The 23810-nt window shown below is 66.9% G+C and carries 17 protein-coding genes; all 17 read right to left on the reverse strand.

Going from position 1 to position 23810, the window contains the following annotated elements; genetic code table 11:
* Positions 1–243: 243 nt before the first annotated feature.
* Positions 244–3300, reverse strand: a complete 3057-nt coding sequence (locus BQ7391_RS01035; protein WP_075278917.1) for a glycoside hydrolase family 3 N-terminal domain-containing protein — start codon at positions 3298–3300, stop codon at positions 244–246.
* A gap of 85 nt (positions 3301–3385) precedes the next feature.
* A complete protein-coding gene (locus BQ7391_RS01040) occupies positions 3386–7240 on the reverse strand; it encodes a glycoside hydrolase family 3 C-terminal domain-containing protein (RefSeq protein WP_075278918.1) in 3855 nt (1284 codons plus the stop codon).
* A gap of 360 nt (positions 7241–7600) precedes the next feature.
* Complete coding sequence (locus BQ7391_RS01045) at positions 7601–8335, reverse strand: LytR/AlgR family response regulator transcription factor (protein ID WP_075278919.1); 735 nt, start codon at positions 8333–8335, stop codon at positions 7601–7603.
* A 39-nt stretch (positions 8336–8374) separates the two neighbouring features.
* Positions 8375–9688, reverse strand: coding sequence for a sensor histidine kinase (locus tag BQ7391_RS01050; RefSeq protein WP_075278920.1), 1314 nt, complete (start codon positions 9686–9688; stop codon positions 8375–8377).
* 192 nt (positions 9689–9880) lie between these two features.
* Positions 9881–10315 carry a DUF3783 domain-containing protein gene (locus tag BQ7391_RS01055; RefSeq protein WP_083662029.1) on the reverse strand — a complete coding sequence of 145 codons (435 nt, stop codon included), beginning with the start codon at positions 10313–10315 and terminating at the stop codon, positions 9881–9883.
* Positions 10315–10902 (reverse strand): rubredoxin-like domain-containing protein, encoded by a 588-nt coding sequence (locus BQ7391_RS01060; protein WP_075278922.1) that lies wholly within the window; start codon positions 10900–10902, stop codon positions 10315–10317. The genes BQ7391_RS01055 and BQ7391_RS01060 overlap by 1 nt, the downstream gene beginning before the upstream one ends.
* A gap of 59 nt (positions 10903–10961) precedes the next feature.
* Positions 10962–11387: a Fur family transcriptional regulator gene (locus tag BQ7391_RS01065; RefSeq protein ID WP_075278923.1), complete on the reverse strand. Its 426-nt coding sequence runs from the start codon at positions 11385–11387 to the stop codon at positions 10962–10964.
* 246 nt (positions 11388–11633) lie between these two features.
* Positions 11634–12113: a tRNA (adenosine(37)-N6)-threonylcarbamoyltransferase complex ATPase subunit type 1 TsaE gene (gene tsaE, locus BQ7391_RS01070; protein WP_075278924.1), complete on the reverse strand. Its 480-nt coding sequence runs from the start codon at positions 12111–12113 to the stop codon at positions 11634–11636.
* A complete protein-coding gene (locus BQ7391_RS01075; RefSeq protein ID WP_075278925.1) occupies positions 12110–12724 on the reverse strand; it encodes a uracil-DNA glycosylase in 615 nt (204 codons plus the stop codon). Before BQ7391_RS01075 ends, tsaE begins: the two co-directional genes overlap by 4 nt.
* Positions 12725–12758: 34 nt before the next feature.
* Positions 12759–13925: an alanine racemase gene (gene alr / locus BQ7391_RS01080; RefSeq protein WP_075280819.1), complete on the reverse strand. Its 1167-nt coding sequence runs from the start codon at positions 13923–13925 to the stop codon at positions 12759–12761.
* Between the two features lie 24 nt (positions 13926–13949).
* Positions 13950–15560 carry a bifunctional ADP-dependent NAD(P)H-hydrate dehydratase/NAD(P)H-hydrate epimerase gene (locus BQ7391_RS01085; protein ID WP_075278926.1) on the reverse strand — a complete coding sequence of 537 codons (1611 nt, stop codon included), beginning with the start codon at positions 15558–15560 and terminating at the stop codon, positions 13950–13952.
* Between the two features lie 5 nt (positions 15561–15565).
* On the reverse strand, positions 15566–16144 hold the full coding sequence (gene acpS / locus BQ7391_RS01090; protein WP_075278927.1) for a holo-ACP synthase: 579 nt from the start codon (positions 16142–16144) through the stop codon (positions 15566–15568).
* A gap of 9 nt (positions 16145–16153) precedes the next feature.
* Positions 16154–18004, reverse strand: coding sequence for a glutamine--fructose-6-phosphate transaminase (isomerizing) (gene glmS, locus BQ7391_RS01095; RefSeq protein WP_075278928.1), 1851 nt, complete (start codon positions 18002–18004; stop codon positions 16154–16156).
* Between the two features lie 284 nt (positions 18005–18288).
* Positions 18289–19626 carry a phosphoglucosamine mutase gene (gene glmM / locus BQ7391_RS01100; RefSeq protein ID WP_075278929.1) on the reverse strand — a complete coding sequence of 446 codons (1338 nt, stop codon included), beginning with the start codon at positions 19624–19626 and terminating at the stop codon, positions 18289–18291.
* A gap of 166 nt (positions 19627–19792) precedes the next feature.
* Positions 19793–20188, reverse strand: a complete 396-nt coding sequence (gene rpsI, locus BQ7391_RS01105; protein ID WP_075278930.1) for a 30S ribosomal protein S9 — start codon at positions 20186–20188, stop codon at positions 19793–19795.
* A gap of 3 nt (positions 20189–20191) precedes the next feature.
* The gene (rplM, locus tag BQ7391_RS01110; RefSeq protein ID WP_075278931.1) at positions 20192–20632 is read right to left on the reverse strand and encodes a 50S ribosomal protein L13; all 441 of its coding nucleotides are present in this window, start codon (positions 20630–20632) and stop codon (positions 20192–20194) included.
* A gap of 302 nt (positions 20633–20934) precedes the next feature.
* Positions 20935–23802, reverse strand: a complete 2868-nt coding sequence (locus BQ7391_RS01115) for a TIM-barrel domain-containing protein (RefSeq protein WP_075278932.1) — start codon at positions 23800–23802, stop codon at positions 20935–20937.
* Between the last annotated feature and the right edge of the window lie 8 nt (positions 23803–23810).

A 23810-nucleotide genomic window follows, 5' to 3' on the forward strand; every position in this document is an offset into this window, starting at 1 on the left:
TGCGGCTCTTCTCGCTCGGCGTTTCAACCCATTCAGTGTAGCCACTCCGCCCGACACGCGCATGACCCGGAGTTTGCTCGTGCAAATCTCCGGACAAAAACGCCCAATTTCATAGTTTTCCCAGTTGGGGCGAGAAGAACCCGCAGAGCTTGCTCGTGCAAACGCGAGGGGCGCAAGGGGGGCGGCAGCCCATGACGGACCGCCGCCCCGACGAAAACCTGACAAACGACCCTGTCACCTTTGTCAGGAAATGCGCCGCTCCTTACGGGACTTGAGGACGCCGCGGACGGTGAGGCCCGCGATCGCCACGAGGCCCACGGCGGCAACGCCGGTGATGCCCCAGCGGATCTGGTCGGCCTTCTGCATGCCGCCCACGCCGGAGGTGTAGTGGCTGCCGGGCATGGCGCCGTTCATGCAGTGCGTGTTGGCCATCACGTAGAGCAGGTGATGCACGGCATCGCGCGCGTAGCGATACTGCAGGGGGTCGTTCTCGTCAAAGGTCCAGGTGTCGGTGGGATCGCTCGCGGTGAGCTTGGAGTCCGCGCCCGCCTCAATCATCTGGCCCGCGTTCATGAAGACGCCCGTGTCCGCGTTGTCCGTGATAATCCAACCGTCGAAGCCCCATTCGGTGCGGACAATGCCGGTGATGAGGTCGTAGTCGCCGCCGACCCACGTGGCGCCGATGCGGTTGAACGCGGTCATGAGGCCCTGACAGGCCGCCATCGTGGTGGTGGCGTTCTCGTAGGTGCCATCGCCCGTCTCGCGGACGTAGTTGACCTCGACGTCACCGACCTTCATGCACATCTCGAAGGGGCGCAGATAGATCTCGCGTGCGGACTGCTCGTTAAGCCAGGTCGCCATCGAGTACTGGCCGGTGCGGTCGCCGCGGTGGTTCTCCTGGTCGTTGAAGGCAAAGTGCTTGATGAGCGTGTAGACGCCCTTCTCGGCAGCGCCCTTGACCTCCTGCGATGCCAGGGCGCCCGAGAGGAACCCGTCCTCGGAGAAGTACTCGCCGGCACGGCCGGAGAAGGCGGTGCGGTTGATGTTCATGGCCGGGGCGTACCAGCCAGTGGCACCGCCGTAGAGGCTCTCGTCGCCGATGCAGATGCCCAGCTCGTAGGCGAGCTCGACATTCCAGGTCTGCGCGACCATCGCGGGGTTGCAGAAGGTCATGCCGATGCCGCCCCAGCTCCAGCCGGAGGTCGAGTCGGCGTCGGTGCCGGCCGGCTTCTCCACGGAGGCGATGTAGTCGGTGCCATAGCCCGCCTGCGTGATCAGGATGTCGTAGTCCTCGGGGGTGAGCTGGTCGAGCAGGTCGTCCCAGGCCGGGTCGTCATACTCGAGGCCGCGCATCTGAATGAGCGTGAGGCCGTTCTTGGCACCGTAGACGAGGTCGCCCTCCCATTCTTGGACGTCGGGGTTACCCGAGTCGGTGGAGTCGAGCTGCGCGATGAGCTCCGCGGAGGCGGTCTTGCCGTAGGTATAGCTCACGCCGTCATCGCCGTTTATCTCGTTGCCCCAGGTGGAGACCTGCGAGGTGGGCTCGCCGTCGTGCGTGGGGAAGGTGCCCGTCCAGTCGGAGCGGGTGAGGTAGGTGAGGTCGCCCGCGGCGTCATCGAGGCGGTTGGTGACCTCCTCGCCCGTGAGCGTGTCCGTGGCGTAGGTGGTGGTGTCCACCTCGGCGTTGTCGGGCACGTAGGTGGCCGTCATGGCAACGTTGCCCTCGACGGCCGCGCCCTTGGCGGCGAGCACGTTGTTCACGGCCTCGTGGGAGTCGCCGGCGGCGGTCACGTAGTAGGTGCCCGCGTCGAGGATCCAGGTCTTGGCGCCCAGGTAGTCATAGGAGGCGAGCTGGGACTCTTCGAAGACGATCTCCACGGTCTGGGACTCGCCGGGCTCGAGGAGCTGCGTCTTGGCAAAGCCCACGAGCGTGACGGCGGCCTTCTCCACGCCGTTGGCGCGGTCATAGTCCGTATACGGTGACTGCGCGTAGAGCTCCACCACGTCCTTGCCGGCGACGCCGCCGGTGTTGGTGACGGTCACCGTGGCGGTGCACTCGCCGCCATCCCACGTGGTCTCGAAGTCGGACCACTCGAAGGTGGTATAGCTGAGGCCGTAGCCAAAGGGATAGCAGACCTCGGCGGCATAGTCGAAGTCGCCGGCGTTGCCCTGGCCGAGCACGACATCCTCGTAGCGGGTCTCATAATAGCGATACCCGACGTAGATGCCCTCCTCGTAGGAGACGTAGTTGTACTTGGTGAGCTCGCCGGACTCGTCGAGGTACTGGTAGTCGCCGAAGTTCTGCGCGGCAGGGGCGGAGAGCGGGTCAGCGGCGAAGGTGTCCTTGGTGCGGCCGGAGGGGTTCACGTCACCGGCGAGCACGCTCGCGAGGGAGTCGATGCCGTAGGTCCCGAGGGACGGGGCATAGAGGACCGACTTGATGTTGGGGAACTGCTCGAGCCAGTCGAGCTCCAGCGCGTTGTTGGACGTGATGAGCAGGACGGTGTTGTCGAAGTTGTCGTTCAGGTACTGCAGGATCTCGAGCTCCGTGGAGTCGGGCTCCAGGTAGGTGCGCGCCTGGTCCTCAGCGTTCGAGGCGTGGTTGTACATGGAGCGCGGCATGTCGCGGCCCTCGCCGGCCACGCGCTTGAGCACGAAGACGGGCGTGGTGCCCTCGAGCGAGTCGAGCACGCCGGCATCCTGCATCACGGAGAGCGGGCACTCGTTGATGGAGAAGTCCTCGTCGTCGCCATAGCTCACCGAGCCGGAGCCCATCACGTACTCGGAGCCCGCGCCAGAGGCGTAGAACTCGACGAGCGTCTGGTTGACCTTGAGCCCGGCCGCCTCCATCGCGGGCGTGACGGCGTCCACGGTCTCGCCCTCGACGCCCATCGTGGACGCGAGGATGCCGGCGCTGCCCGTCCCGAGCGAGCGAGAGTTTCCGCTCACGAAGGAGAGCGTGGTTCCCTCGGCCGGCGGCAGGGACGCGTCGTCGTTCTCGAGAAGGACGATGCCCTCGGCAGCAATCTGCTTGTCGAGCTCCCCCTCGTAGGCCGCGAGGTCCTCGCGGGACTTGTGGTCGGCCTTGTTGTACTCGAGGTCGAGGCCCTCCGTGTTGACGCCGGAGTTGTCCCAGCCCTGCTCGACGCCGAGGTACGAGTTGATGACCTGCGTGTAGTTGGGGAGGATGGCGTTGGCCGCCACGATGAGGGCGATAAACACCACGGCGAGCACCGCGCCCACGACGCGCGCCACGATGCGGCCTGCTCCGCCCTTCTTCTTTGGTTGCTTATCTGACATGAGGTAATGCTCCGTTCATGACACGTGAGGCCGGGCCAGGGCGAGAAGAACCTCTCGCCCCGGCCCGACGGACTAACAATTGGCGTTAGAAGCCCATGCCGAGCGAAGAGACGGACGGATCATCCTGCTCGGCGAAGGACGCGGCACCCGCGGTCAGCGAGAGGTCCTCGTAGCTCGTCCCAAACACCTCGTTGTAGGCCGCCAGGAAGTCCTGAACGGGAATGCGGTGCGTGTAGGTGGCATAGAAGACGCCGGAGCCCCAGCCGAGGTCAAGCTGACCCCAGTCGTAGTAGAAGCCGTCCTGGGCGTAGGTAATCTGGTCCTTCTCGACCTTGGCGGCTACGGGCTCGCCCTTCTCGTTCTTGATGACGAGCGTGGCGGCTCCCGAGCCAGACCCCTCAAGCTCCCACGTGCCGGTGGACGAGACCTTGTTGGCAGCGTTGAGCCTCAGGGTGCCATTGCAGTAGAGGTTCAGCGGAACGCCACTCTCCTGGATGAAGGAGTACTTGTAGCTGTCCTGCGTCGTAGCCGTCACGAGAATCTGGTTGGACCAGCTACCCTTGATGTCGTAGTTCATGTACCCGTTCATGACAACCTCATCGCCGGGCTGCATCACGGTTCCGTTGACGTCCCAGCCGTCGAAGATCATGAACTGGCCCTCATAGGGGTTCTCGGGCAGGGTGAAGGAGTCACCCGCGCCAACGGTCACGCTCTCGGGGTCAGTACCGCTGACGTCGTCGCTGCCGGACGCATACGTGACGGTATAGGTAGGCTGCTCGACCTCCTTGAAGCTGGAGCCAGCGGCGTTGGCGGCCTTCACGAACTCATAGCGAGAGAGCATGGCCGACCCAGAGCCAGGGCCAAACGCGGTCTCGATGTCGGCAGAGAAGGTATAGACGCCGTCCTTCTCCTCGACCTTGACCTCGCTGCCGCCGTCAGCGGTGAGCTCAAGGCCCTTGGAGTCATCGTAGGCCCACTTGCCCGAGATCACATTCGTCCAGAAGAGCTTGCTGATGGTGAGCGCGAAGGTACCGTCATCGTAGAAGTCAACGCCCACGCTCGCCGTGGTCTCGGCGCCCGTGCTCTTGGCAATGTCGACGGCGCTGACCATAGCCGGCTTGGCCTCCTCTCCGCCCTCGCTCTGAACGCCGATCTGCGTGTCGTGCGCGAGGCCGTTCATGGCGAGAGAGTTGGCGTTCACGTAGAGGATGCGATGGACCGCGCCAAAGACGGCGTCCTGGATGATGGGGTCGCTCGAATAGTCATCCTGGAGCAGGACCTCGTCGGTGTTTATGTAGCCGGTGCCGCCGAGCCAGGCGTGGGAGCCGTTGAGCAGGCCGTCGATGGTGTTCATGAAGTCGGTCTCGTAGGCGTCGGTCAGCGTGATGCCGCGATAGCCCTGCTCGCCCTCGGAGAACTCCTTGAGCAGGCTCGGGCTCGCGCCCGTCCACCACATGCCCAGGCGGTTGAAGCCGGTCATGACGCCGTTGGCGTGGCCCTCGGTCATCGCCTTGGCGAAGGGCTTGAGATAGATCTCGCGCAGGGTCTGCTCGTTCGCCCACGAGGGGACGCCGTGACGGTAGGTCTCCTGGTCGTTGGCGGCGAAGTGCTTCATGTAGGTGACGCCGCCCTTGTCCATGAGGCCCTTGACCTCGGCAGAGATGGCGTTGCCGGCGAGGAACGGGTCCTCAGAGTAGTACTCGTGGTTGCGGCCGGAGTACGGCGTGCGGTGGTTGTTGCAGCTAAAGCCATAGAGGCCGAGCGTCTTGGTGTCTGCAGAGGAGCCGTGGAGCAGGTTCTCGCCGATCATCTGGCCGACCCTGCTGGAAAGGTTGCGGTCAAAGGCCGCCGTACGCCATGCGGTCATGGGGAACGGAATCGCCGTGAGGCCGGAGATGGCAAGGGTCGTCGAGCGGCCGTTGGATCCATCGCCGTTGGTCGTCTGAGGCTTGCCGATCACGGGAAGCGCCGTCTGGTCGTCGGCGATGAGCGAGACTGCCTCCTCGTAGGTGAGCTTGGAGATGAGGGCCTCCCACTCAGGGTCGTCATAGTCCTTGCCGCGCATGTCGACGAGCATGAGATCGGAGTCGGTCTTGCCAAACTCGTGGGCGGGCACGGAGCTCGGGTCGCCCGAGTTGGCCTTGTACTGGACGGGCTTCGCCATGTCGGCGACCTCGTCGGTGTACACGAGGTGGATGGCCTCCTTGGGATACGTCCCCTCCCAGTTGGAGCGGCTGAGCCACGTGATGTGGTTGTGCTCCTTCATGGTCTCGTTCTTGTTGGGGTCGACGTCGTCAAAGAGGTTGGTGATCTTGACGCCCGTGACCGACGTCGCAAAGACCTCGTTGTCCTGCTCGGGGTTGTTCCAGACAAAGGTGAGATCGGCATCGCCGTCCGCGGTCATACCGTCCGCGACGGTCTTGCCCTTGGCGGCGAGGATGTTGTTGACGGCCTCGTGCGAGCCGTTGCCGATGGTGAGGTAGTAGTCGCCGGCCTCGAGGATGTAGGTCTTGGCCCCCTCGGAGTCGTAGGTCTCAAGCTCACTCATGGGCACGTGAACCGTCACGTCCTCGGAGGCGCCGGCGGCGATTGCGCCGGACTTCTCGTAGCCCGCGAGCTGGATGGCCGACTGCTCGAGACCGTTCGACTCGTCATAGGCGGTGTAGGGCTTCTGGAGATAGACGGTCACCGAGTGCTTGCCCTCGACGTCACCGGTGTTGGTGACCTTGACAGTGACGTCGAAGCCGTCCTCGACCTCGGCGACCTTGAAGTCGGAATACTCGAACGTCGTATAGCTGAGGCCATAGCCGAAGGGGTAGGCCACGAGCGAGGAGTAGTCGAAGTCGCCAACGCCATCGACGCCCAGGACCTTGTCCTCGTAGCGGGTCTCATAGTAGCGATAGCCCACGTAGATGCTCTCGGCATACACGATGTTGCGACGCCAGTGGCTGCCCTTGTCCTTATCGATGGGCGGCTTCCAGTAGTCGATCTCCTTCTGGACCTCGTCGTCCTTGCCCTCGGAAAGCTGCGAGCGATCGGCGTCGATGGCGCCGAAGTTGACCATGGCAGGAATCTTGTAGGCGTCCTTGTACATGGAGTCCGGCATGCGACCAGAGGGGCTGCTCTCGCCAGAGAGAAGGGCCACAAGGGGATCGACGGACCACTCGCGCTCCTGGCCCTGGAAGTACGGGTCGTAGTAGGAGCCGCACCACACGAGGGCGTCAATGGCGTCAGACCACTCGCCGTCCTCCCAGGTGATGAAGTTGGTGGTGTTCATGAGGACGATCATCTTGCCGAAGGTGCCGCCGCGACGAAGCTCGGCGACGCCGTTCAGCATCTCCTTCTCCTCCGGAGACAGGATGAGATAGTCGCGCTCGGAACCATAGCTGCAGTCAGAGCCCTCGGCCCCGCGACGGCCAAGCACCACGACGGCGACGCCGGACGCGCCGGAGAGGAAGCCAGCGCCCTCGACGTCCGACCAGGGGTTCTCGTTGACGGCAACCTTCTCAACGTTCGTGGAGCCGTTGGCATAGAACTCCCAGCACGCGTCGTCAAAGTCGTAGCCCGCGTTCTTGAACGACTCGTCAAGCCCCTTCATCCACTGGGGGCCAGCGTTACCGAAGACCATGATCTTGCCGTCATCGGGCGAAAGCGGCAGGGCGGCACCCTCGTTCTTGAGCAGGACCGTGCCCTCGGTGACGAGCTGGCTGTAGAGGGCGTGCTCGTCGTCGACGAGCTTCTGCTCGCCCTCCTGCGTGTACTCGTAGTCGCTCTTGAAGTACTGCGTCTCCTCGGAGGGAGCCTGCGGGGTGCTGTCCCCGCCGCCGTTGCCGCTCCCGGAATCGCAGCCCGTGAGCCCCGCGAGCCCCGCCATGACGGCGGCGGCCGCGGTGCCCAGGACAAAGCTCCTGCGCGAGATTCCCTTCCACGTTCTTCTCATCTTGCTTCCCTTCCTATGGCCCTTTCAGGCGCCCTTCACCCGCCCTGCGGCGGGACGTGACCCCATCCCCTCTCCCGGGGGCCGGTCGGGGGACCGGCCAGGGAAGGGAGGGGAGGCCAGAAGCCTCCGAGCTCTACGATAGGAAGCTGAAGAGCGGCCAAACGGGGCTCATGCCAGACTGCGGAACGTGTCGCACCAAAGCACCCCCGCGGCACCAATGGCGTGATTTGCGTCACCAACTGCAATAAACCGCTGGTTGCGAGCGGTATGGAATCGCCGGCGAGCGGCGCCTAAAAGATGCCTAAAAGGGGCCTGTCCCCTTTTATGGATGCCTAAAAGGGGACAGGCCCCTTTTAGGCATCACAGCATAATCGAGTTCTTGTCGTTCAGGTAGTCCATGTAGGCGCGGCGGGCGTCGGCCACCTTGGAGCGGCCGATGGGCACGAGGTCGCGCCCCACCACGAAGCCCTGCGGCGTGAGCTGTCGCACGTGCGCAAAGTTGACGAGGTAGCCCTTGTGGACGCGGTAGAACCCAAACGGCGCGAGCTTCTCCCCCATCTCGTCGAGGGTCGTGAGGACCTCCTCGGTGCGCCCGTTGGCCAGATGCACGACCTTCTCGCGCCGATGCGCCTCGACGTAGGCGATGTCGTCGACGGAGAACGTCCCCATGGCATGCGCCATCTTGAGGGTGATGGTGCGGTTGGTGCTCGTCTTGCGGCGCTCGCGGACGAAGGTCTCTATGGCCTCAGCCATATCCTGGTTGAAGCGGCTCTTCCGCACAAAGCCGATCGGTCGCAGGGAGAGGGACTCGAAGACCCGGTCCTCGCTGTTGGACACGTAGATGATGTCCGTCCCAAAGCCGATCTCGCGCAGGGCGCGCCCAAACTGGATGCCGTCGATGCCTGGCATCTCGATGTCGAGAAGGACGAGGTCAAAGCCCACCGAGTCCATCCGCTTGGCCAGCTCCTCGAGCACGGTGTAGACCTCGACGTCCGCCTGCGCTCCTCGGAGGGAGAGCTCTCGCTCGGCGGCCGTAGCTATGGCGTCCGCGGCGAAGCGCTCGTCATCGCAGACGGCAACGTGATACTGAAGCATGTCCCTCCCGTCCCCGGAGCCTCCCGCTCCGCGCGCCGCCTATGCGGGCAGCGCGAGCATTACCCTAGCCACAAACTCCCCGTCGTAGTACGAGAAGTCGGCGGCGCCGTCGTACTTCTCGGCGACTGCCCTCACGATCGAGGTCCCGTATCCGTGTCCCTCCGGGTCCTTTTTCGTGGTTACCAGCGTCCCGGCCTCGCTGCGTCGCGGCTCGTGCGGGGAGGGGTTCACCACCGTCACCGCAAGCGCGCCCTGGTCGACGACGATTCCCAGGCGCACGTTCTTCTCGTCGCCTTCCGCGCAGGCCTCGATTGCGTTGTCGAGCAGGTTCATAAGCAGGCTGCAGAGGTCAATTTCCTCGTAGGGCAACTCGGGCGGCACCGCGATGCGCGCGCTGATCTCCACTCCGGCCGCGCGGGCCTTGGCAACCTCTATGTTCACGATGTCGTCAACGAGATCGTTTCCGCTGGCCACCATGGAGAACGTTGGGTTGGCGCGCAGAGACATCTCCCCAAAGAACTCCTCGGCTCGGGCGTAGTCTTTTTGCTCGAGCAGCATGCGGATGTAGGCATACTGGTTCTTTACCTCATGCCGAAGGCGCCTCAGGCTCTCCCCGCTCTCGCGGTAGGCAACGAGCGCCTGGTAGCGCCCCTCCATGAGGTGGCGCTCCGCCTGGATACGCTCCTTCTCCCGCAGCTCGCGCGCAAGGCGGAGGACGGCCCAGTACACCACGAGCTCCGCAAGCTGCCCGTTGAGGCAGGTGAGGAAGCTCTCGAGCGTGCTCGCCGAGTAGTATACGAGGCCGAAATCCGAGCGGAGATAGAGGATGGCTCGCTCGGCGAGGCCAGAGACGCAGACGATGAGCACGGGCATGACAAAGGAGAGCGAGACGTTGTCCTCGTCGAGCGAGTTGTGGCGCTCCAGCACGACGAGGATCGTGCGCAGCAGGAGCATGTACGCAAGCGAAGTGACGGAAGCGAGCTCAATCCCGCCCTGAAGCTCCGCATTGAGCATGTCGGCAACAGAGAGCGAGTAGAGCCACGCGCAGATGACGAGCCCTATGCGCACGAGCTGCGCCGGCGTCTTGCGATCCCAGAAAAAGGCGCCGCAGACCGCGGCCGGCGCGACCGTCCACGTGATGGAGTTGGGGAAGATGAGGTCGCTCACGGTGCCGAGCAGCCACACCACCGGGAGCGCAATCGCGAGGCGCAGCGGCAGGAGCCAGAGAAGCCGCCCGCCCGCGCCGTGGAACTTGGTGAGGAGCAGCACCAGGGAGAGCGCCCAGGCGAGGTTGTAGAGCGACTCGACGCTCGCCGTGAGCGTGGTCATGAAGTTCTGCAGCAGCTCTCCCATGGTCCTCCCGATTCACCTGCCTTGCAGACAGCTTGACGGCAGCTTAAGTGTATCGAGGGGACGCTCGGTCAGCCAGAACCCGCACAACCAGCACGGTTTTCGCCACAACACGTGACAAAGGTTGACAAAGGTGACAGGGTCGTTTGTCAGGTTAATTCTGACAAACGACCCTGTCACCTTTGTCAACCTTTGTCAGGAGGCGTTGACGGCGTGCTCGGCAGAGACAGCGTCAATCAGCCGCACGAGCGGCCAGGCGCGGTTTGTCTTGGTGAGCAGGGCCTTGGGGCCCACGACGCATCCCGCCTCGCGGCTCCGGGCGAGAAACTCGTCAACCTGCGCGTTCGTAAGGCCGCAGAGCAGGACGAACTCCTCGCATTCCGGGGCCGGTCCCGCGTAGTCCACGGGCGCGGGCCTGAAGCCAACGAGCCGCGCGAACGCGCCCGCGGCATCGCCCAGACGCTCGTACGTCGCCGTCCGGGCCACCACGCCCATCTCCCTCAGCACCGCCCGGACCGCCGCGCCCTTCTCGCCGTCAGCGTCAAGCCCCCAGAGCACCGCGCAGGACGCGGGCCCCGAGGGCTTGACCTTCTTCGATCCGGCGGCCTTCTTCCTAGGCCTGCCAGCCATTAGCCGAAGTAGCGCTCGAGCAGGCCCTTGAGAGCCTTGCCGTGACGAGCCTCGTCGCGCGCCATCTCGTGGACGGTGTCGTGGATGGCGTCGAGGTTGTTCTTCTTGGCGCAGGTGGCGAGCTCCGTCTTGCCCTGCGTGGCGCCGAACTCGCAGTCGACGCGCCAGGCGAGGTTGGCCTTGGTGGAGGCCTTCATGTTGGGCTCGAGCTCCTCGCCGAGCAGCTCGGCGAACTTGGAGGCGTGCTCGGCCTCCTCGTAGGCGGCCTTCTCCCAGTAGAGGCCGATCTCGGGGTAGCCCTCACGGTGAGCGATGCGAGCCATGCAGAGGTACATGCCGACCTCAGAGCACTCGCCGGTGAAGTTTGCCTTGAGCTGCTCGAGGATGTAGGCCTTGTCCTCGTCGGAGATGTCGGGGTTGTCCTTGACGGTCTTGCCGTAGATGCCGTACTCGTGCTCGGCGGCGAGCTTGAGCTCACCCTCGACCTTCTCGAACTGGCTGGCCGGGGCGTGACAGACCGGGCACTCCGCCGGCGGCTCGGCGCCCTCGTAGATGTAACCGCAGACCTTGCAGACCCACTTGTCCATGGTGAAGCCTCCTCATTGCCTCGTAGGTGGCGAGGCCCCCTCGGCCTCGCCGTCCTCTCCTATGCACACGTCCCGAGAGGTCCCCGGTCCGTAGGTGCCGACTCTTGCTGACACGCGGGGCAGATGCCGTCGAACTGCAGGCTGTGCCCGCAGATCCGATAGCCGGACACCTTGGCCGCTGCCTCGTTCACGTCTTCCCCGATGGGGTCGATCATGACGTCGTCCACCCTGCCGCAGCGCACGCAGCGCACGTGGTAGTGAGGAAACGAGCGATGGTCAAAGCGGTCCGCCCCGTTGTTGATGCGCACCCGCCCAATCTTCCCCTCGTCGGAAAGCCTGTTGAGCGTACGGTAGACCGTCGCCCGGCTGATTGTGGGGTGCTCCTCGTGAACGGACTCATAGACCTCGTCGGCGGTAGGGTGGTTCGCCAGGCAAGCGAGCTCGTCCGCGATGATCGCGCGCTGCACGGTATTTCTCGTCGGCATGTCCACCTCCCTCGTGTCCTCCTCAGGATAGCATATTGATATTTAGTATCAATTGGGAATTTCTACTATTTTGAACGATGGTGGGGACAGAGGCTGCCAGCCGCTGTCGACGCGTGACCGGGAGCGGCGCAGAGCCCCGGAGTCACGCGTCGGTCCCCCCATCGGGCGAGCGTGACGAGAAGGGCACGACGGCCGCGACCCGCTGGCCGATCATGACAAATTGCCCTGTCACCTTTGTCAGCATCGCTACAGCGTGGCGAGAAGGGCCTCTCCTCGCCCGTCGTGCGCGACGAGCCGCACCTCGCGCGGCGGCTCCTCGCCGGGAGCCGCCTCGTCGTCGAGGCGGGTCACGAAGACGTCCACGCGTGCGTCGCCGATCTCCTCGGCAAACTGCTCGCCCCACTCGATCGAGCACACACCGTCGGCGCCGAGCACGTCGAAGATGCCCGTGTCCTCCAGCTGGTCCGGATCGTCCAGGCGATAGAGGTCGAAGTGGTAGAGCGGCATCTCTGCGCCCTGGTAGACCATCTCGATGGTGAAGGTGGGGCTCGTGACGTCGTCCGTCACGCCCATGCCGGCGGCGATGCCCTTGGTGAGCTGGGTCTTCCCCGCCCCCAGGTCGCCCGTCAGCACGAGCACGTCACCGGCGGCAAGGGCGCGGCCGAGCCGCTCACCGAGGGCGATCGTCTCGTCGCGCGAGCACGTGCGAAAGCTCTTCTCGCTCATCGCGCCTCCCCCGCGGGGTGAGCGGCGAGCCACTCCCCCACCATCGTGAGGTCCGCCTCGAGCAGCGGCTGCCACTCGGCGTGGTAGATGCACGCCGCCGGGTGGAACGTGGGGCACACCACGAAGTGCCCCGTCTGGTGGAGCCTTCCGCGCAGCGTGGTCACGCCCGCGTTGGTCCTCAGCACGAACTGGGAGGCGAAGTTGCCCAAACACACGATGACGTCCGGCCAGATCGAGCGGATCTGCTCGCGCAGGAAGGGCGCGCAGGCCTCGATCTCCTCCGGCCTGGGGTTGCGGTTTCCGGGCGGGCGGCACTTCACCACGTTGGCGATGTAGATCTCGTTGCGCGTGAGGCCGGCACAGCTAAGAAGGGCGTCCAGCTTGTGGCCGGCGGCACCCACGAAGGGCTCGCCCTGCAGGTCCTCGTTGCGTCCGGGACCCTCGCCGATGAACATCACGCGGGCGTGCGGGTTGCCCACGCCGAAGACGAGGTTCGTGCGCGTGGCGCCGAGCGGGCAGAGCTGGCAGTTGCCCATGAGGTCGCGGATCTCCTGGAGCGTGACCTCCCGCGGCTTCTGATGCTCGTGTCCGGGAATGTGCATGACGGCCATGAGGTCGAGCCCCCTTCTCTCGGCTGCGGGACGCCTAGGCATAGACCTTCTCCAGGCGCATGCCAAAGTCGCAGACCACCTCGTAGTTGATGGTGTTGCGCAGGCCGGCCATCTCGTCTGCGGTGATGCGCTCGTCGCCGTCCGCGCCGATGATGGTGACCACGTCGCCGTACTCGACCGGTCGCGTCGGCCGGTACGAGCGCGCGCCGTTGACGTCCACCGCGAACATGAACTGGTCCATGCAGATGTTGCCGACCTGGCGGCAGCGGCACCCGCCCACGAGGACGTCCATGTTGTTGGAGAGCTCGCGCGCGAGGCCGTCGGCATAGCCGATGGGGACGGTGGCGATCTGGATGTTCTGCTTGGGAACGCGATACGTGAGGCCATATCCCACGCCGTCGCCCACGCTGGGATAGAGGACCCGGACGATGCGGCCGCGCACGCTCATGACCGGCTCGAGGTCGATCTGGCCGAGCGTGGTCTCTGCGGGATGCAGACCGTAGAGGCCCACGCCCACGCGGCACATGTCAAAGCGGCACTCCGGGTGAAGGATCGTCCCCGGCGTGTTGTCGCAGTGGACGAGCCCGGTGTCGAGCCCCGCGCCCCGCAGGGCCTCGACCGCCTCGCGGAAGCGGTTGAGCTGCAGGGCGAAGTCCCAGTCGTCGAGCACGTCGGCGGTGGCGAAGTGCGTGAAGGTGCCCGCGCACTCCAGCCCGCGATGGAAGTCGATCGTGCGCCGCAGCTCCACCACGTCGGCTCGGCGCACACCGATGCGCGTCATGCCCGTGTCGACGGCAAGGTGGTATCGCGCCACGCGGTTCTCGGCGGCCGCCGCCTCGCCAAGGGCGAGCGCGAAGTCGGCCGTGTAGACGGCCGGCATGAGGTCGTACTCCACGAGCGTCCGGACGCAGTCGACGGGAGGCTCGGAGAGGATGAGGATGGGCCACTCGATGCCGGCCTCGCGCAGCGCGATGCCCTCCCGCACTGTGGCGACGGCAAACTGGTTGGCGCCCGCGGCATGCATGGTCCGCGCGCACGGCACGGCGCCGTGCCCGTAGGCGTCCGCCTTGACGACGCACATCATCTGCGTGCCGCGGCCCAGAAGGCGCCTGAACGCCGTGACGTTGCGACGCAGCGCCGCGAGGTTCACCTCGACCCAGGACCACCTGGTGTCCGGGCTCTTCACGGAATCCCTGCCCATGGCCATCTCCCCTCGCGCCGCGGCCTACTCGGCCAGTCCGTCAGGATAGGAGGCGTGCTCCTCCACGGCGTCGGAGGCAAGCCCCACCACGTCGATGAGGTCGCACGCCATCACCGCGTGCGAGCCGACGCGCTCGGCCGCGAGAGACCCGGCGTAGCCGTGAATCTCGCATACGTACGCGGCGAGAAGGGCAAGGTCGACGTCCTCGCCGGCGCGCTGGGCAAGGGCGGAGGCCATCATGCCGGCAAGCACGTCCCCCGAGCCCGCCGTGGCAAGCGCCGCCGGACCGGGCTTGGGCAGAACGGCCTGCTCGACGCTCACGCACCCCGTCGCGCAGCCCTTCGCCACCACCACGAGCTCGGAGCCGCCGTCCGCCCAGATGATCTTGCGCGCGGCGTCGAGCTGCCCAACGAGGGAGTCCGGCGGATTGGAGGCCTGTCCGACGAGCCGGCCGAGCTCGGCGCGGTGCGGGGTAAGCACGAGCGGCGCACGGCGCCTCGTGATCTCGGGAAAGTCCGGAAGCGCCCCGTTGGTGAGGCGGGAGAGGCAGTTGAGGCCGTCGGCGTCGATGACGAGGGGCACGTCGATGCCGAGAAGGGCGGAGACGATCGACGACGTCCCTCCCGAGACGCGCATGCCCGGGCCCACGAGCACGGCCGAGGCCCCCTCCGCCAGCTTGCGCACGACGTCCTTGGCGTCCGCAGAGATCGTCCCCTCGGCATCCTCCGGCAGCGGAACGACGGGAATCTCGAGCAGATGGGCCTGGGCGGCGAGCGCGGCGGAGGCGGGGACGGCGAGCGTCACGTACCCCGCGCCCATGCGGGCCGCGGCGCGTGCGGCCATGACCGCCGCGCCCGGGAAGCGGCGCGAGCCGCCCACGACGAGCACGGAGCCGCGCGAGAACTTGTCGACGGAGAGCGTCTGCGGCGCGAGGACGCCGAGGTAGTCGGCAAGGTCGGTACGCCATGCAACCGGATCGGCCTCGATAACCAGGCGCTCGGTCTGCTCGGCGAGCGGCGCCACGACGATCGCGCCGCACACGTCGCGCCCGTCGTCGGAGAGAAGGCCGGGCTTGAGGGCGAGCATCGTGACCGTCATGTCCGCGATCACGCAGGAGCGCGCGGCGTGGCCCGTCTGGCCGGAGAGGCCGCTCGGCACGTCGACCGAGACCACGCGTGCCGGGCAAGCGTTCACGCAGTCGATCCAGATGTCGAAGGGGGGACGAACCTCCCCGTGGAAGCCCGTCCCAAGCATGCAGTCAAGCGCGACGTCGGCGGTCTCCAGCAGGCCCTCGAGCTCGTCGCGAGAGGGGCCCACCACCGGCTCGATGCCGGACTTCACGGCGCTCTGCGCGACCTGCCGCGCGAGGTCGCCGGCAAGCTCGTCCGGCTCGATCGGGGTGACCACCTTGGCGTTGATGCCGCGCGAGTGCAGCGCCTCGGCGGCGACCCAGCCGTCCCCGCCGTTGTTGCCCAGTCCCACGAGCACCACGACGTTGTCGACGTCCCCCAGCTCAATGACCTCCTGCGCCGCGGCAAAGCCGGCGCGGTGCATGAGCTCCGAGACGCTCACGCCCTCCCGCGTGAGGGCGACCTCGACGCGCTTCACGTCCTCGATGTTAAGCACAGGCTGCATGTGAATCACTCCTCGAGAGAAGGTTGTCCGCTTGGGTCGACCTGGTCGCTCGGAACGGAGCCGTGCGGCTCGTCGGTCCTCGCCATGTCGTCGAGCAGGCCCTCCTGGATGCGCTCGAGCTCGTCGAGCACCGCCCGGGCCTCCTTAAAGGAGGCGGCCAGCTGACGCGCGGCGTCGTCGCGCTCGGGCGGGGCGGGACGAACCTCGTCGGTCACCGCAAGCGCGTTCGCCACCGCGACGTCACGCGTGTGCGAAATCGAGAGCGCGATCTCCCGCACGCCCTTCTCGCGGGCGACCTCGGCCGCCCGGCCGGCGAGAAGGACGCGGGGCCGACCCGCCTCATCGCGCGTCACCGAGACGTCGCGCAGGCCGATCCCCCCGGAAAAGCCCGTGCCCAAGGCCTTGAGCACGGCCTCGCGCGCGGCGAAGCGCGCGGCATAGTGCTCGGCGGGCCGCGCGCTCTTCTCGCAGTACGCGCGCTCCTCGTCCGTGAAGACGCGGCGCGCGAAGCTGGGGCGGCGCGCGAGCACGCGCTCCATGCGCGAGATCTCGAGCATGTCGACCCCTATGCCTGCCGTCGCCACTCGCACCACCTACTCGACGGTCACGGACTTCGCGAGGTTGCGGGGCTTGTCGACGTCACAGCCGCGCGTCCTTGCCACGTAGCGGGCAAGAATCTGCAGGTGAACCACCGCGACGATGGGAACGAGCAGCTCGTCGGGCACCGGCGGGATCCACAGGACGTGCTCGACGAGCGAGGCCACAGCCTCGTCGCCGTCCGTGGCGACGGCCACGCACGTGGCGCCGCGCGCAATGACCTCCTGGATGTTGGATACGGTCTTGTCGTGGACGCGGTCAGCCGGGACGATGGCAACCACCGGGAAGCCCGGCTCGAGCAGGGCGATGGGGCCATGCTTCATCTCCCCCGCCGGATATGCCTCGGCGTGCAGGTAGCTGATCTCCTTGAGCTTGAGCGATCCCTCGTAGGCGGTCGTCGCGTTGACGCCGCGGCCGAGGAAGAGCGCCGAATGCGCGCGGCGGAAGACCGCGGCGGCGCGCTTATCCTGCCAGGAGCGCGAGAGGACCTCGCGGATGAGGTCGGGGATGGCGCAGAGGTCGCGATAGTGGCGCCCGACCTCAGGCAGGTCCATCTGCCGCTTGGCCTGGGCCAGCCGCAGGGCGAGAAGCGCGCTCGCCACCATCTGCGCGGTGTAGGCCTTCGTGGACGCCACGCAGACCTCCGGGCCCGCCTGCACGTAGAGCACGCCATCGGCCTCGCGCGCGGCCGTTGAGCCGAGCACGTTTGTCACTGCGAAGACCTTGCAGCCCATCCCCTTCATGCGGCGCGCGGCGGTGAGGGTGTCCGCCGTCTCGCCCGACTGCGTGATGATCACGCAGAGGGTGTGCGGCGTCACCAGCACGTCCTGCTCGTAGTTGAACTCGGAGGCGTAGTCGCACACGACGGGAACCTTGGCCCAGGTCTGGATGAGGGTCCGCGCGATGAGGCTCACGTGGTAGGACGTGCCGCAGGCGATGAGGTAGACGCGGTCGATCGCCGCGAGGTCGCGCTCGCTCATGGAGAGCTCGTCGAGCACGATGCCCTTCTCGCCAAGACGGCCGGAGAGCAGGCGCTCGATGGCCTCGGGCTGCTCGGCGATCTCCTTGGCCATAAAGTCGGCATAGCCGCCGAGCGTCGCCGCCGAGGCGTCCCAGTCGATGTCCATCGTCGCGGGGTCGTCCACGACGAGCCCCTCCTCGTCGTAGACGGTCACGGCGCCGCTCTGCTCGAGGCGGGCGAACTGGCCGTTCTCGAGCTGGATGACATGAGAGCTGACGCCCGCGAGCGGGGTGACGTCGGAGGCGGCGTAGGCGCCCCTTTCCGTCGAGGCGGCCACGAGCGGGGAGCCGTTGCGGGCGCACACGATCTCCCCGGGCGCGTCGGCGCACACGACGGCAAGGGCCCACGAGCCCCTGAGCCGACGGCACGCGTGCCGCACCGCGGTCACGAGGTCACCCCTGCAGGGCCCCGCCCACGCGTCCTCGATGAGGTGCGCGATCACCTCGGAGTCCGTGTCCGAGACAAGCGTGTGTCCGATGCGCTGCAGATAGCCGCGCAGCTCGCGGAAGTTCTCGATGATGCCGTTGTGCACGACGGCAATGCGACCGGTGCAGTCACGGTGCGGATGGGAGTTCTTGTCGGTGGGGGCTCCGTGCGTGGCCCAGCGCGTGTGGGCGATGCCGCAGGTGCCCACGAGGTTCGCGGTCTCGCACCGCTCGACGAGGGTCGCCACGCGCCCCGCGCACTTGACCCCATGAAGCTCGCCGTCCGTTCCGACGACCTCGACGCCGGCAGAGTCGTAGCCGCGATACTCGAGGGTCGAGAGGCCCTCGAGCAGGTAGCCGACCGCCTGGTCTCTACCGGTGTAGCCTACGATTCCACACATGAGGGCCTCCTCAGGGGATTGGGTGCGTTTGAGTCACGTGCCCAGATTGTACCAGTGACGGCGTGCCCCGCCCGCAGCAGAGCCGGAAACCACGACATGCCGTAACATCCGTCCGCCACCGGGCGCGGGCGCGCTCTTCTCGCCGCGCTGATGTGCCGTCGCTCATCCACGCCGTGCCCCCGCATGGCCCGCACGCCATCTTGCGCGCACAAACGGCGCGAGTCCCCCGCATGCCGGATCAGCGGGGGACTCGCGACGCCGTTGGCGACATGAGGCCAGGGCGCCTACGCGCGGAACTTCTCCAGCGCATCGAGCACGAAGGCGTTGGCCCGCTTGCAGAGCTCGTCGGTAGGCGCCTCGGCGAGGGTGCGCACCAGCGGCTCGGTGCCCGAGGCGCGCACAAGCACGCGGCCCTGGCCCTCGAGAAACTCCTCGGCCTTCTTGACGGCGGCGAGCACGCCCTCGTCGGACATGGCGGCGTCCTTGTCGGTCACGCGAACGTTCACGAGCTCCTGGGGATAGAGCTTCACCGGCGCGACGAGCTGCGAGAGCTTCTCGCGCTCCGCACGATAGACCTCCATCACGCGCAGCGACGTCATGATGCCGTCGCCCGTGCACTCGATGTCGCCGAAGATGATGTGTCCGGACTGCTCGCCGCCCAGGCTGTAGCCGTTCTCGCGCATGCAGGCGTAGACGTTCTTGTCGCCCACGGCGGTGGTCTCATAGGAGAGGCTCGCCTCGTCGAACGCCTTGAACAGGCCGTAGTTGCTCATGACGGTGGGGACCACGGTGCCGGCCGTGAGGCGACCGTGCTTGTTGAGGTAGACGCCGCAGATGTAGAGGATGAGGTCGCCGTCGACCACGTTGCCGCGCTCGTCCACGGCAAGGCAGCGGTCGGCGTCGCCGTCATAGGCGAAGCCCACGTCGAGCCCCTGCTCCACGACGTGGCGACGCAGGCGGTCGATGTGGGTGGAGCCACAGTCCACGTTGATGTTGAAACCGTCAGGGCTGTTGTTGATCACGCGAACGTCGGCGCCGAGGGCGTCGAAGACGGGCTTGGCGACGGAGGACGCCGCGCCGTTGGCGCAGTCAAGGCCGACCTTCACGCCCTGGAGCGAGAAGTTCGCGCTTGCGATGAGGTGGGCGATGTAGCGGTTGCGCCCTTGCATGTAGTCCACGGTGCAGCCGATGGCGTCACCGGTGGCGAGCGGCACTTCGACCTCGCCGTCAATGTAGGACTCGATCATCTCGAGGACGTCCTCGTCCATCTTGTAGCCCTCGCCGTTCACGAGCTTGATGCCGTTGTCGGTGTAGGGGTTGTGGGAGGCCGAGACCATGATGCCGCAGTCGAAGCGGCCGTCCACCGTCTCGTAGGCGACGCCCGGGGTGGGGATGACGTGCAGCATGTAGGCGTCGGCTCCGGAGGCAACAAGGCCGGCCACGAGCGCGGACTCGAACATGTAGCTCGAGCGACGGGTGTCCTTGCCCACGACGACGCGCGCCTTGCGATCCTGGCGCGCGCCGTAGTACCAGCCCACGAAGCGGCCGATCTTGAAGGCGTGCTCGACGTTGAGGCCCTCGTTTGCGCGGCCGCGGAAGCCGTCGGTGCCAAAGTACTTCATGCTGTTCCCTCCAACGAGAGACGGGGGCGGGTACGTTTTGCTCCGCACATTCTCGCACTCACGCAAAGCGCGGGGCAAGTGTCACCGCAGGACATGTGGGGGATTTGTAATAAAAAACGGGCCTGCCGGCAACGTGCCGACAGGCCCGAAAGGACGAGGAAACGCCTTAGCGCTTGGAGAACTGCGGGCGCTTGCGGGCCTTCTTGAGGCCGTACTTCTTGCGCTCGACGGCGCGGGCGTCACGGGTGAGGAAGCCAGCCTTCTTGAGGTCCTCACGGTACTCGCCAGCGTCGAGAAGGGCGCGGGCGATGCCAAGGCGCAGGGCGCCGGCCTGGCCAGTGATGCCGCCGCCGTCACAGTTGGCGAGGACGTCAAAGCGCTCGGCGGTCTCGGTCAGACGCAGCGGGGCAATGGCGTTGTCCACGAGCTGCTGACGGCCGAAGTACTGGGCGGCCTCGCGGCCGTTGACGACGACCTTGCCGGTGCCGGGGACGAGACGAACGCGGGCGACAGCCTCCTTGCGGCGGCCGGTGCCGGAGTAGACTACGGTGTTCTCAGCCATCGGTTAGGCCCTCCAATCGATCTGGACGGGGTTCTGGGCCGTGTGCGGGTGCTCGGGGCCGGCGTAGACCTTGAGCTTGGTGCCCTGCTTGCGGCCGAGGGTGGTCTTGGGGAGCATGCCCTTGATGGCGTGCTCGACGACGCGCTCGGGGTGCTTCTCCATAGCCTCGCGGAAGCTCTCGAGCTTGAGGCCGCCGAGATAGCCGGAGTAGCGCCAGTACTGCTTGTGGTCGGCCTTGACGCCCGTGAGGACGACCTTGTCGGCGTTGATCACGACGACAAAGTCACCGGTGTCGGCGTTGGGGGTGTACTGCGGCTTGTTCTTGCCACGAAGAATCATGGCGGCGGTGGTGGCCAGACGGCCGAGCGTCGCGCCCTCGGCGTCGATGAGCACCCACTTGCGCTCGACTTCGCCAGCCTTGGCGAACTGAGTCGACTTCTTCACTTGACTCCTCCTACGTACCTGCTGAGATGACGGCTTCTGGACAAACCGTCGTGCTTTTTTGTCAGAGATTACGGGGCTCTGTGGAAAAGCTGTAAGAGTATAGCGCAAGACGCCACTGCTGAGCTGGTGAATTTTTCTTCCACAAGCCATTCAAATGCGGCCGCGCCTCTCGCCCGCCCCGCATGCCCCGCCCGCAAAATAACGCGCACAATTTGACTTTGTCCCAAAAGCCAACTGGTGATATATCAAACGAAAGCAAACTGTGCGCGTTAATTGCCCCGCCGGGCCGGCCGAGAAGGGCGTCAGACCCAAAGGGTCACCTCCTGCGCGCCCTCCCCCACGTCCGCGCGCGCAAAGCGGACGCTCACGCGCGGAGCGCCGTGGACGCCGGCGACCATGGCGGCCAGCGCGCGCTCCTCGGGCGGAGCAAAGGTCTCGATCGCGGGTGCCTCCTCGAAGAGCCACACCGCCTCGCCCTCCGCCGGCTCCTCGGCGAGAAACGCCGCGCGGTCCGCCACCTCGCGCGCCGCAAGCTCGCACCCGGCGCAGCGCGCCTCCACGGCAGCGGGGCGCGCCTCCACCCGCGCGCTCATGGTCGTCACCCTGAATGCGTCGTAGCCCTCGTAGCCGCCCGTCGACGCCTCGGCGAGAAGGACCAGCCGCCCCGGCTCCTGGCGCATGCGGAAGGTGGTCTCCACGTGGCCGCCGTAGGAGACGTCGTCCATGAGGCCGTAGCCCTCGACCCACCTTGCGCGGTTCTCGATAGAGGACCCGCCATCCTCGTAGAGCACGTAGCGGCTCTCTCGGGCGCCGCCGTCCGGGACAGGGCCCTCCGGCCAGAAGTCGATCACGCGACGTGTCCTGTCAAGCCCGCGCGGGTTCTTCTCGCCGGGCGGCATGGGGTTGTTGTGCGCCTCGTAGCGCGGGACTATCGCGTCGCCGCGCACGAAGAGGGGCAGCTTCCAGAGCGGCGCGTCAAAGCCGTCGAGCGTCTGCCCGCCCGCGTGGCGCTCCCCGGTGAAGTAGTCGAACCAGACGTCCCTCTCGTCACCGGGCAGGTAGATGCCGTCGCGGACGTCGTTGCCGCGCTCATCTGCGCGCGCGTTGCGCCACACCGGTGCCACGAGCAGGGCATCGCCGAGCAGGAACTCGTAGTTTGCCGCCTCGGGCGCCATGTCCTCGCAGCCCGCGAGCGCGAGCGTCCGCACCATAGGCAGCCACGCGTCGCCATTTGCGTCCGTGAGGCCCGCCGCCGCGGCCGCGCAGGTGTAGGCGTAGGGCATGAGCTCGCTCTTGAGCTTGAGGTACATGCGGCAGATGCCCGTGTGGGGGTCTCCGTTTGCGTAGGGCAGCTTGGCGTAGGCGCCCCAGCCGTCCATGTCCAGGATGATGGGCGTGAGCGCCTTCCACTGGAAGTCGCGCGTGGCCACCACCGGGTCCCCGCCGAAGATGCCGTCCAGATCAGACGCCACGTTGGGGTTGCCCGACATCCCCTGCCCCAGGTAGGTGGGGATGTGCATGCGGACGTACTCCCAGTCCGTGCCGTCCTGGTCGCCCGACCACACGGCGCCAAAGCGCTGCGTGGCGGCCCAGCCGTCGAGCGTGAGGACGAAGGGACGCCGGTGCGCGTCCAGGCTCAGGATGTCGTATGCCTGCTTGGTACCGGAGAGGGCGAAGGAGTAGCCTTGGCCCACCCACTCCTCGTCGGTCTTGAGGGCGGCCACGCCGCCGCGCGTGGTCTCGGCGGCAAAGTCGCGCAGGTTGTGCCAGGTCACGTCCGGGTTTGCGTCCGGCGTGATCTTGGACTGGGCCCACAGGCCCGTGGCCACGCCGCGCTCCGCCGCGTAGGCGGAGAAGGCGGCGAGGTTGTCGACGTTTGCCGCCACCGCCGCGAGGCGCTCCGGCGAGCTGGCGCCGTCCGTCCCCACGCCGCCCGTCATCTCGTAGCCGTTGTGGCCGTAGCCTGACCCGTAGCCGTCGTTGGGCAGAAACCAGCCGAGCGGCATGTCGTGGGCGGCGTGCTCGTCAATCACCGCACGCGCCGAGAACTCGTACGGCGTCTCGCAGGAGAACCCGCCCGCAGACTCGCGGAGCACCTCGTCCGGACCGTTGAGGGACTCGGCGGCGCCGCGCCCCGGCAGCACGTAGCCGCGCACGCGCCCGTACTCGTAGCGAACGCGGCCCGCGCCGCCCGCGGGCCCGGAGCCGTGGACGACCCAGGCCTTGCCCTCGGTCGCGGGAGCCCCCGCCACGGTGCCGCGCGCTTCTGCGGGAAGCGGCTCGGCAGACCACGCGTCACGGTTGTAGGCGTTGAGGTGTCCCAGGTAGAAGGCATACTCGGGGAGAAGGACCGGCGCGCCCGTCACGCGGTAGTAGGCACGCAGCACGGCGCGCGCCGTCTCCGCGAGACCGGCCGCGGGCTCGCCGGCGCAGCCCGCCACGAGGAGATACGCGTCGAAGAGCCCGTCCTCGTGGGCGGCGCGCACGTCCGCGCCCGTGGCGGCAAAGTCGTAGACCCCACGCGCGAAGGTGTTTCTCAGCACGCCGTAGCCCGCGCTCGACCAGAAGAAGGGGCTCGGCGAGGCCACGTCGCCGTCCTGCCACTCGTTGCCGTTGACCGGCGCGCTCACGATGTTGATGACGGTCCCCGCGTGCTCGGCTCGGCCGTTCTGCGTGCCGCCGCCAAAGAACTTCTCGTCGGGGGCGCACGCCAGAACCTGCGTGGTTGAGCCCGCGTCCATCTGCAGGGGCGCCGTCTCCCGCACCACCACGCGTCCGTTGCGGCGCACGCTCAGCAGCGCGCCCGATCTGCCGAGAAGGACCTCGGTGCCGCCGGCGGCCACCACGAAGGCGCCGCCCTCCTCGCGCACGCGCACCGCGGGGTGCGCGTAGCGCTCCGAGTCGTCCGGCTGGGCCGGGATGCGCGCCGCGTGCTCCGGGCAGACGGGCTTCGCGTACGGCGCAAACGCGCCGGCGGGATCAACCACGTAGCGCACGACGTCCTCGTCGAGAAACGCGATGCGCCCCTCCACCGCACGCGGGGCTGCGGGCGCGCCGTCATTCTCGCCAGATGAAGTGTCCTCGGCGGCGGCAAACGCGACGACGGCCACGTTGGGCCGCAGCGGGTCCGGCGCGACCGAGGTCACGCCCGTCAGGGTTATGCGACTCATGGGTGCCC

Origin of the sequence: Thermophilibacter provencensis (assembly GCF_900128445.1) — a bacterium.
GTDB lineage: Bacteria > Actinomycetota > Coriobacteriia > Coriobacteriales > Atopobiaceae > Thermophilibacter > Thermophilibacter provencensis.

What these genes read in the sequence shown, in the direction of transcription:
- BQ7391_RS01050 (WP_075278920.1), bottom strand. Translation starts at nt 9,688, where the DNA reads ATGGGAGAGCTGCTGCAGAACTTCATGACCACGCTCACGGCGAGCGTC.
- tsaE (WP_075278924.1), bottom strand. Translation starts at nt 12,113, where the DNA reads ATGAGCGAGAAGAGCTTTCGCACGTGCTCGCGCGACGAGACGATCGCC.
- BQ7391_RS01055 (WP_083662029.1), bottom strand. Translation starts at nt 10,315, where the DNA reads ATGGCTGGCAGGCCTAGGAAGAAGGCCGCCGGATCGAAGAAGGTCAAG.
- BQ7391_RS01040 (WP_075278918.1), bottom strand. Translation starts at nt 7,240, where the DNA reads ATGAGAAGAACGTGGAAGGGAATCTCGCGCAGGAGCTTTGTCCTGGGC.
- BQ7391_RS01065 (WP_075278923.1), bottom strand. Translation starts at nt 11,387, where the DNA reads ATGCCGACGAGAAATACCGTGCAGCGCGCGATCATCGCGGACGAGCTC.
- rpsI (WP_075278930.1), bottom strand. Translation starts at nt 20,188, where the DNA reads ATGGCTGAGAACACCGTAGTCTACTCCGGCACCGGCCGCCGCAAGGAG.
- BQ7391_RS01085 (WP_075278926.1), bottom strand. Translation starts at nt 15,560, where the DNA reads ATGCAGCCTGTGCTTAACATCGAGGACGTGAAGCGCGTCGAGGTCGCC.
- alr (WP_075280819.1), bottom strand. Translation starts at nt 13,925, where the DNA reads ATGGGCAGGGATTCCGTGAAGAGCCCGGACACCAGGTGGTCCTGGGTC.
- glmS (WP_075278928.1), bottom strand. Translation starts at nt 18,004, where the DNA reads ATGTGTGGAATCGTAGGCTACACCGGTAGAGACCAGGCGGTCGGCTAC.
- BQ7391_RS01035 (WP_075278917.1), bottom strand. Translation starts at nt 3,300, where the DNA reads ATGTCAGATAAGCAACCAAAGAAGAAGGGCGGAGCAGGCCGCATCGTG.
- glmM (WP_075278929.1), bottom strand. Translation starts at nt 19,626, where the DNA reads ATGAAGTACTTTGGCACCGACGGCTTCCGCGGCCGCGCAAACGAGGGC.
- BQ7391_RS01075 (WP_075278925.1), bottom strand. Translation starts at nt 12,724, where the DNA reads ATGGCCGTCATGCACATTCCCGGACACGAGCATCAGAAGCCGCGGGAG.
- BQ7391_RS01060 (WP_075278922.1), bottom strand. Translation starts at nt 10,902, where the DNA reads ATGGACAAGTGGGTCTGCAAGGTCTGCGGTTACATCTACGAGGGCGCC.
- BQ7391_RS01045 (WP_075278919.1), bottom strand. Translation starts at nt 8,335, where the DNA reads ATGCTTCAGTATCACGTTGCCGTCTGCGATGACGAGCGCTTCGCCGCG.
- BQ7391_RS01115 (WP_075278932.1), bottom strand. Translation starts at nt 23,802, where the DNA reads ATGAGTCGCATAACCCTGACGGGCGTGACCTCGGTCGCGCCGGACCCG.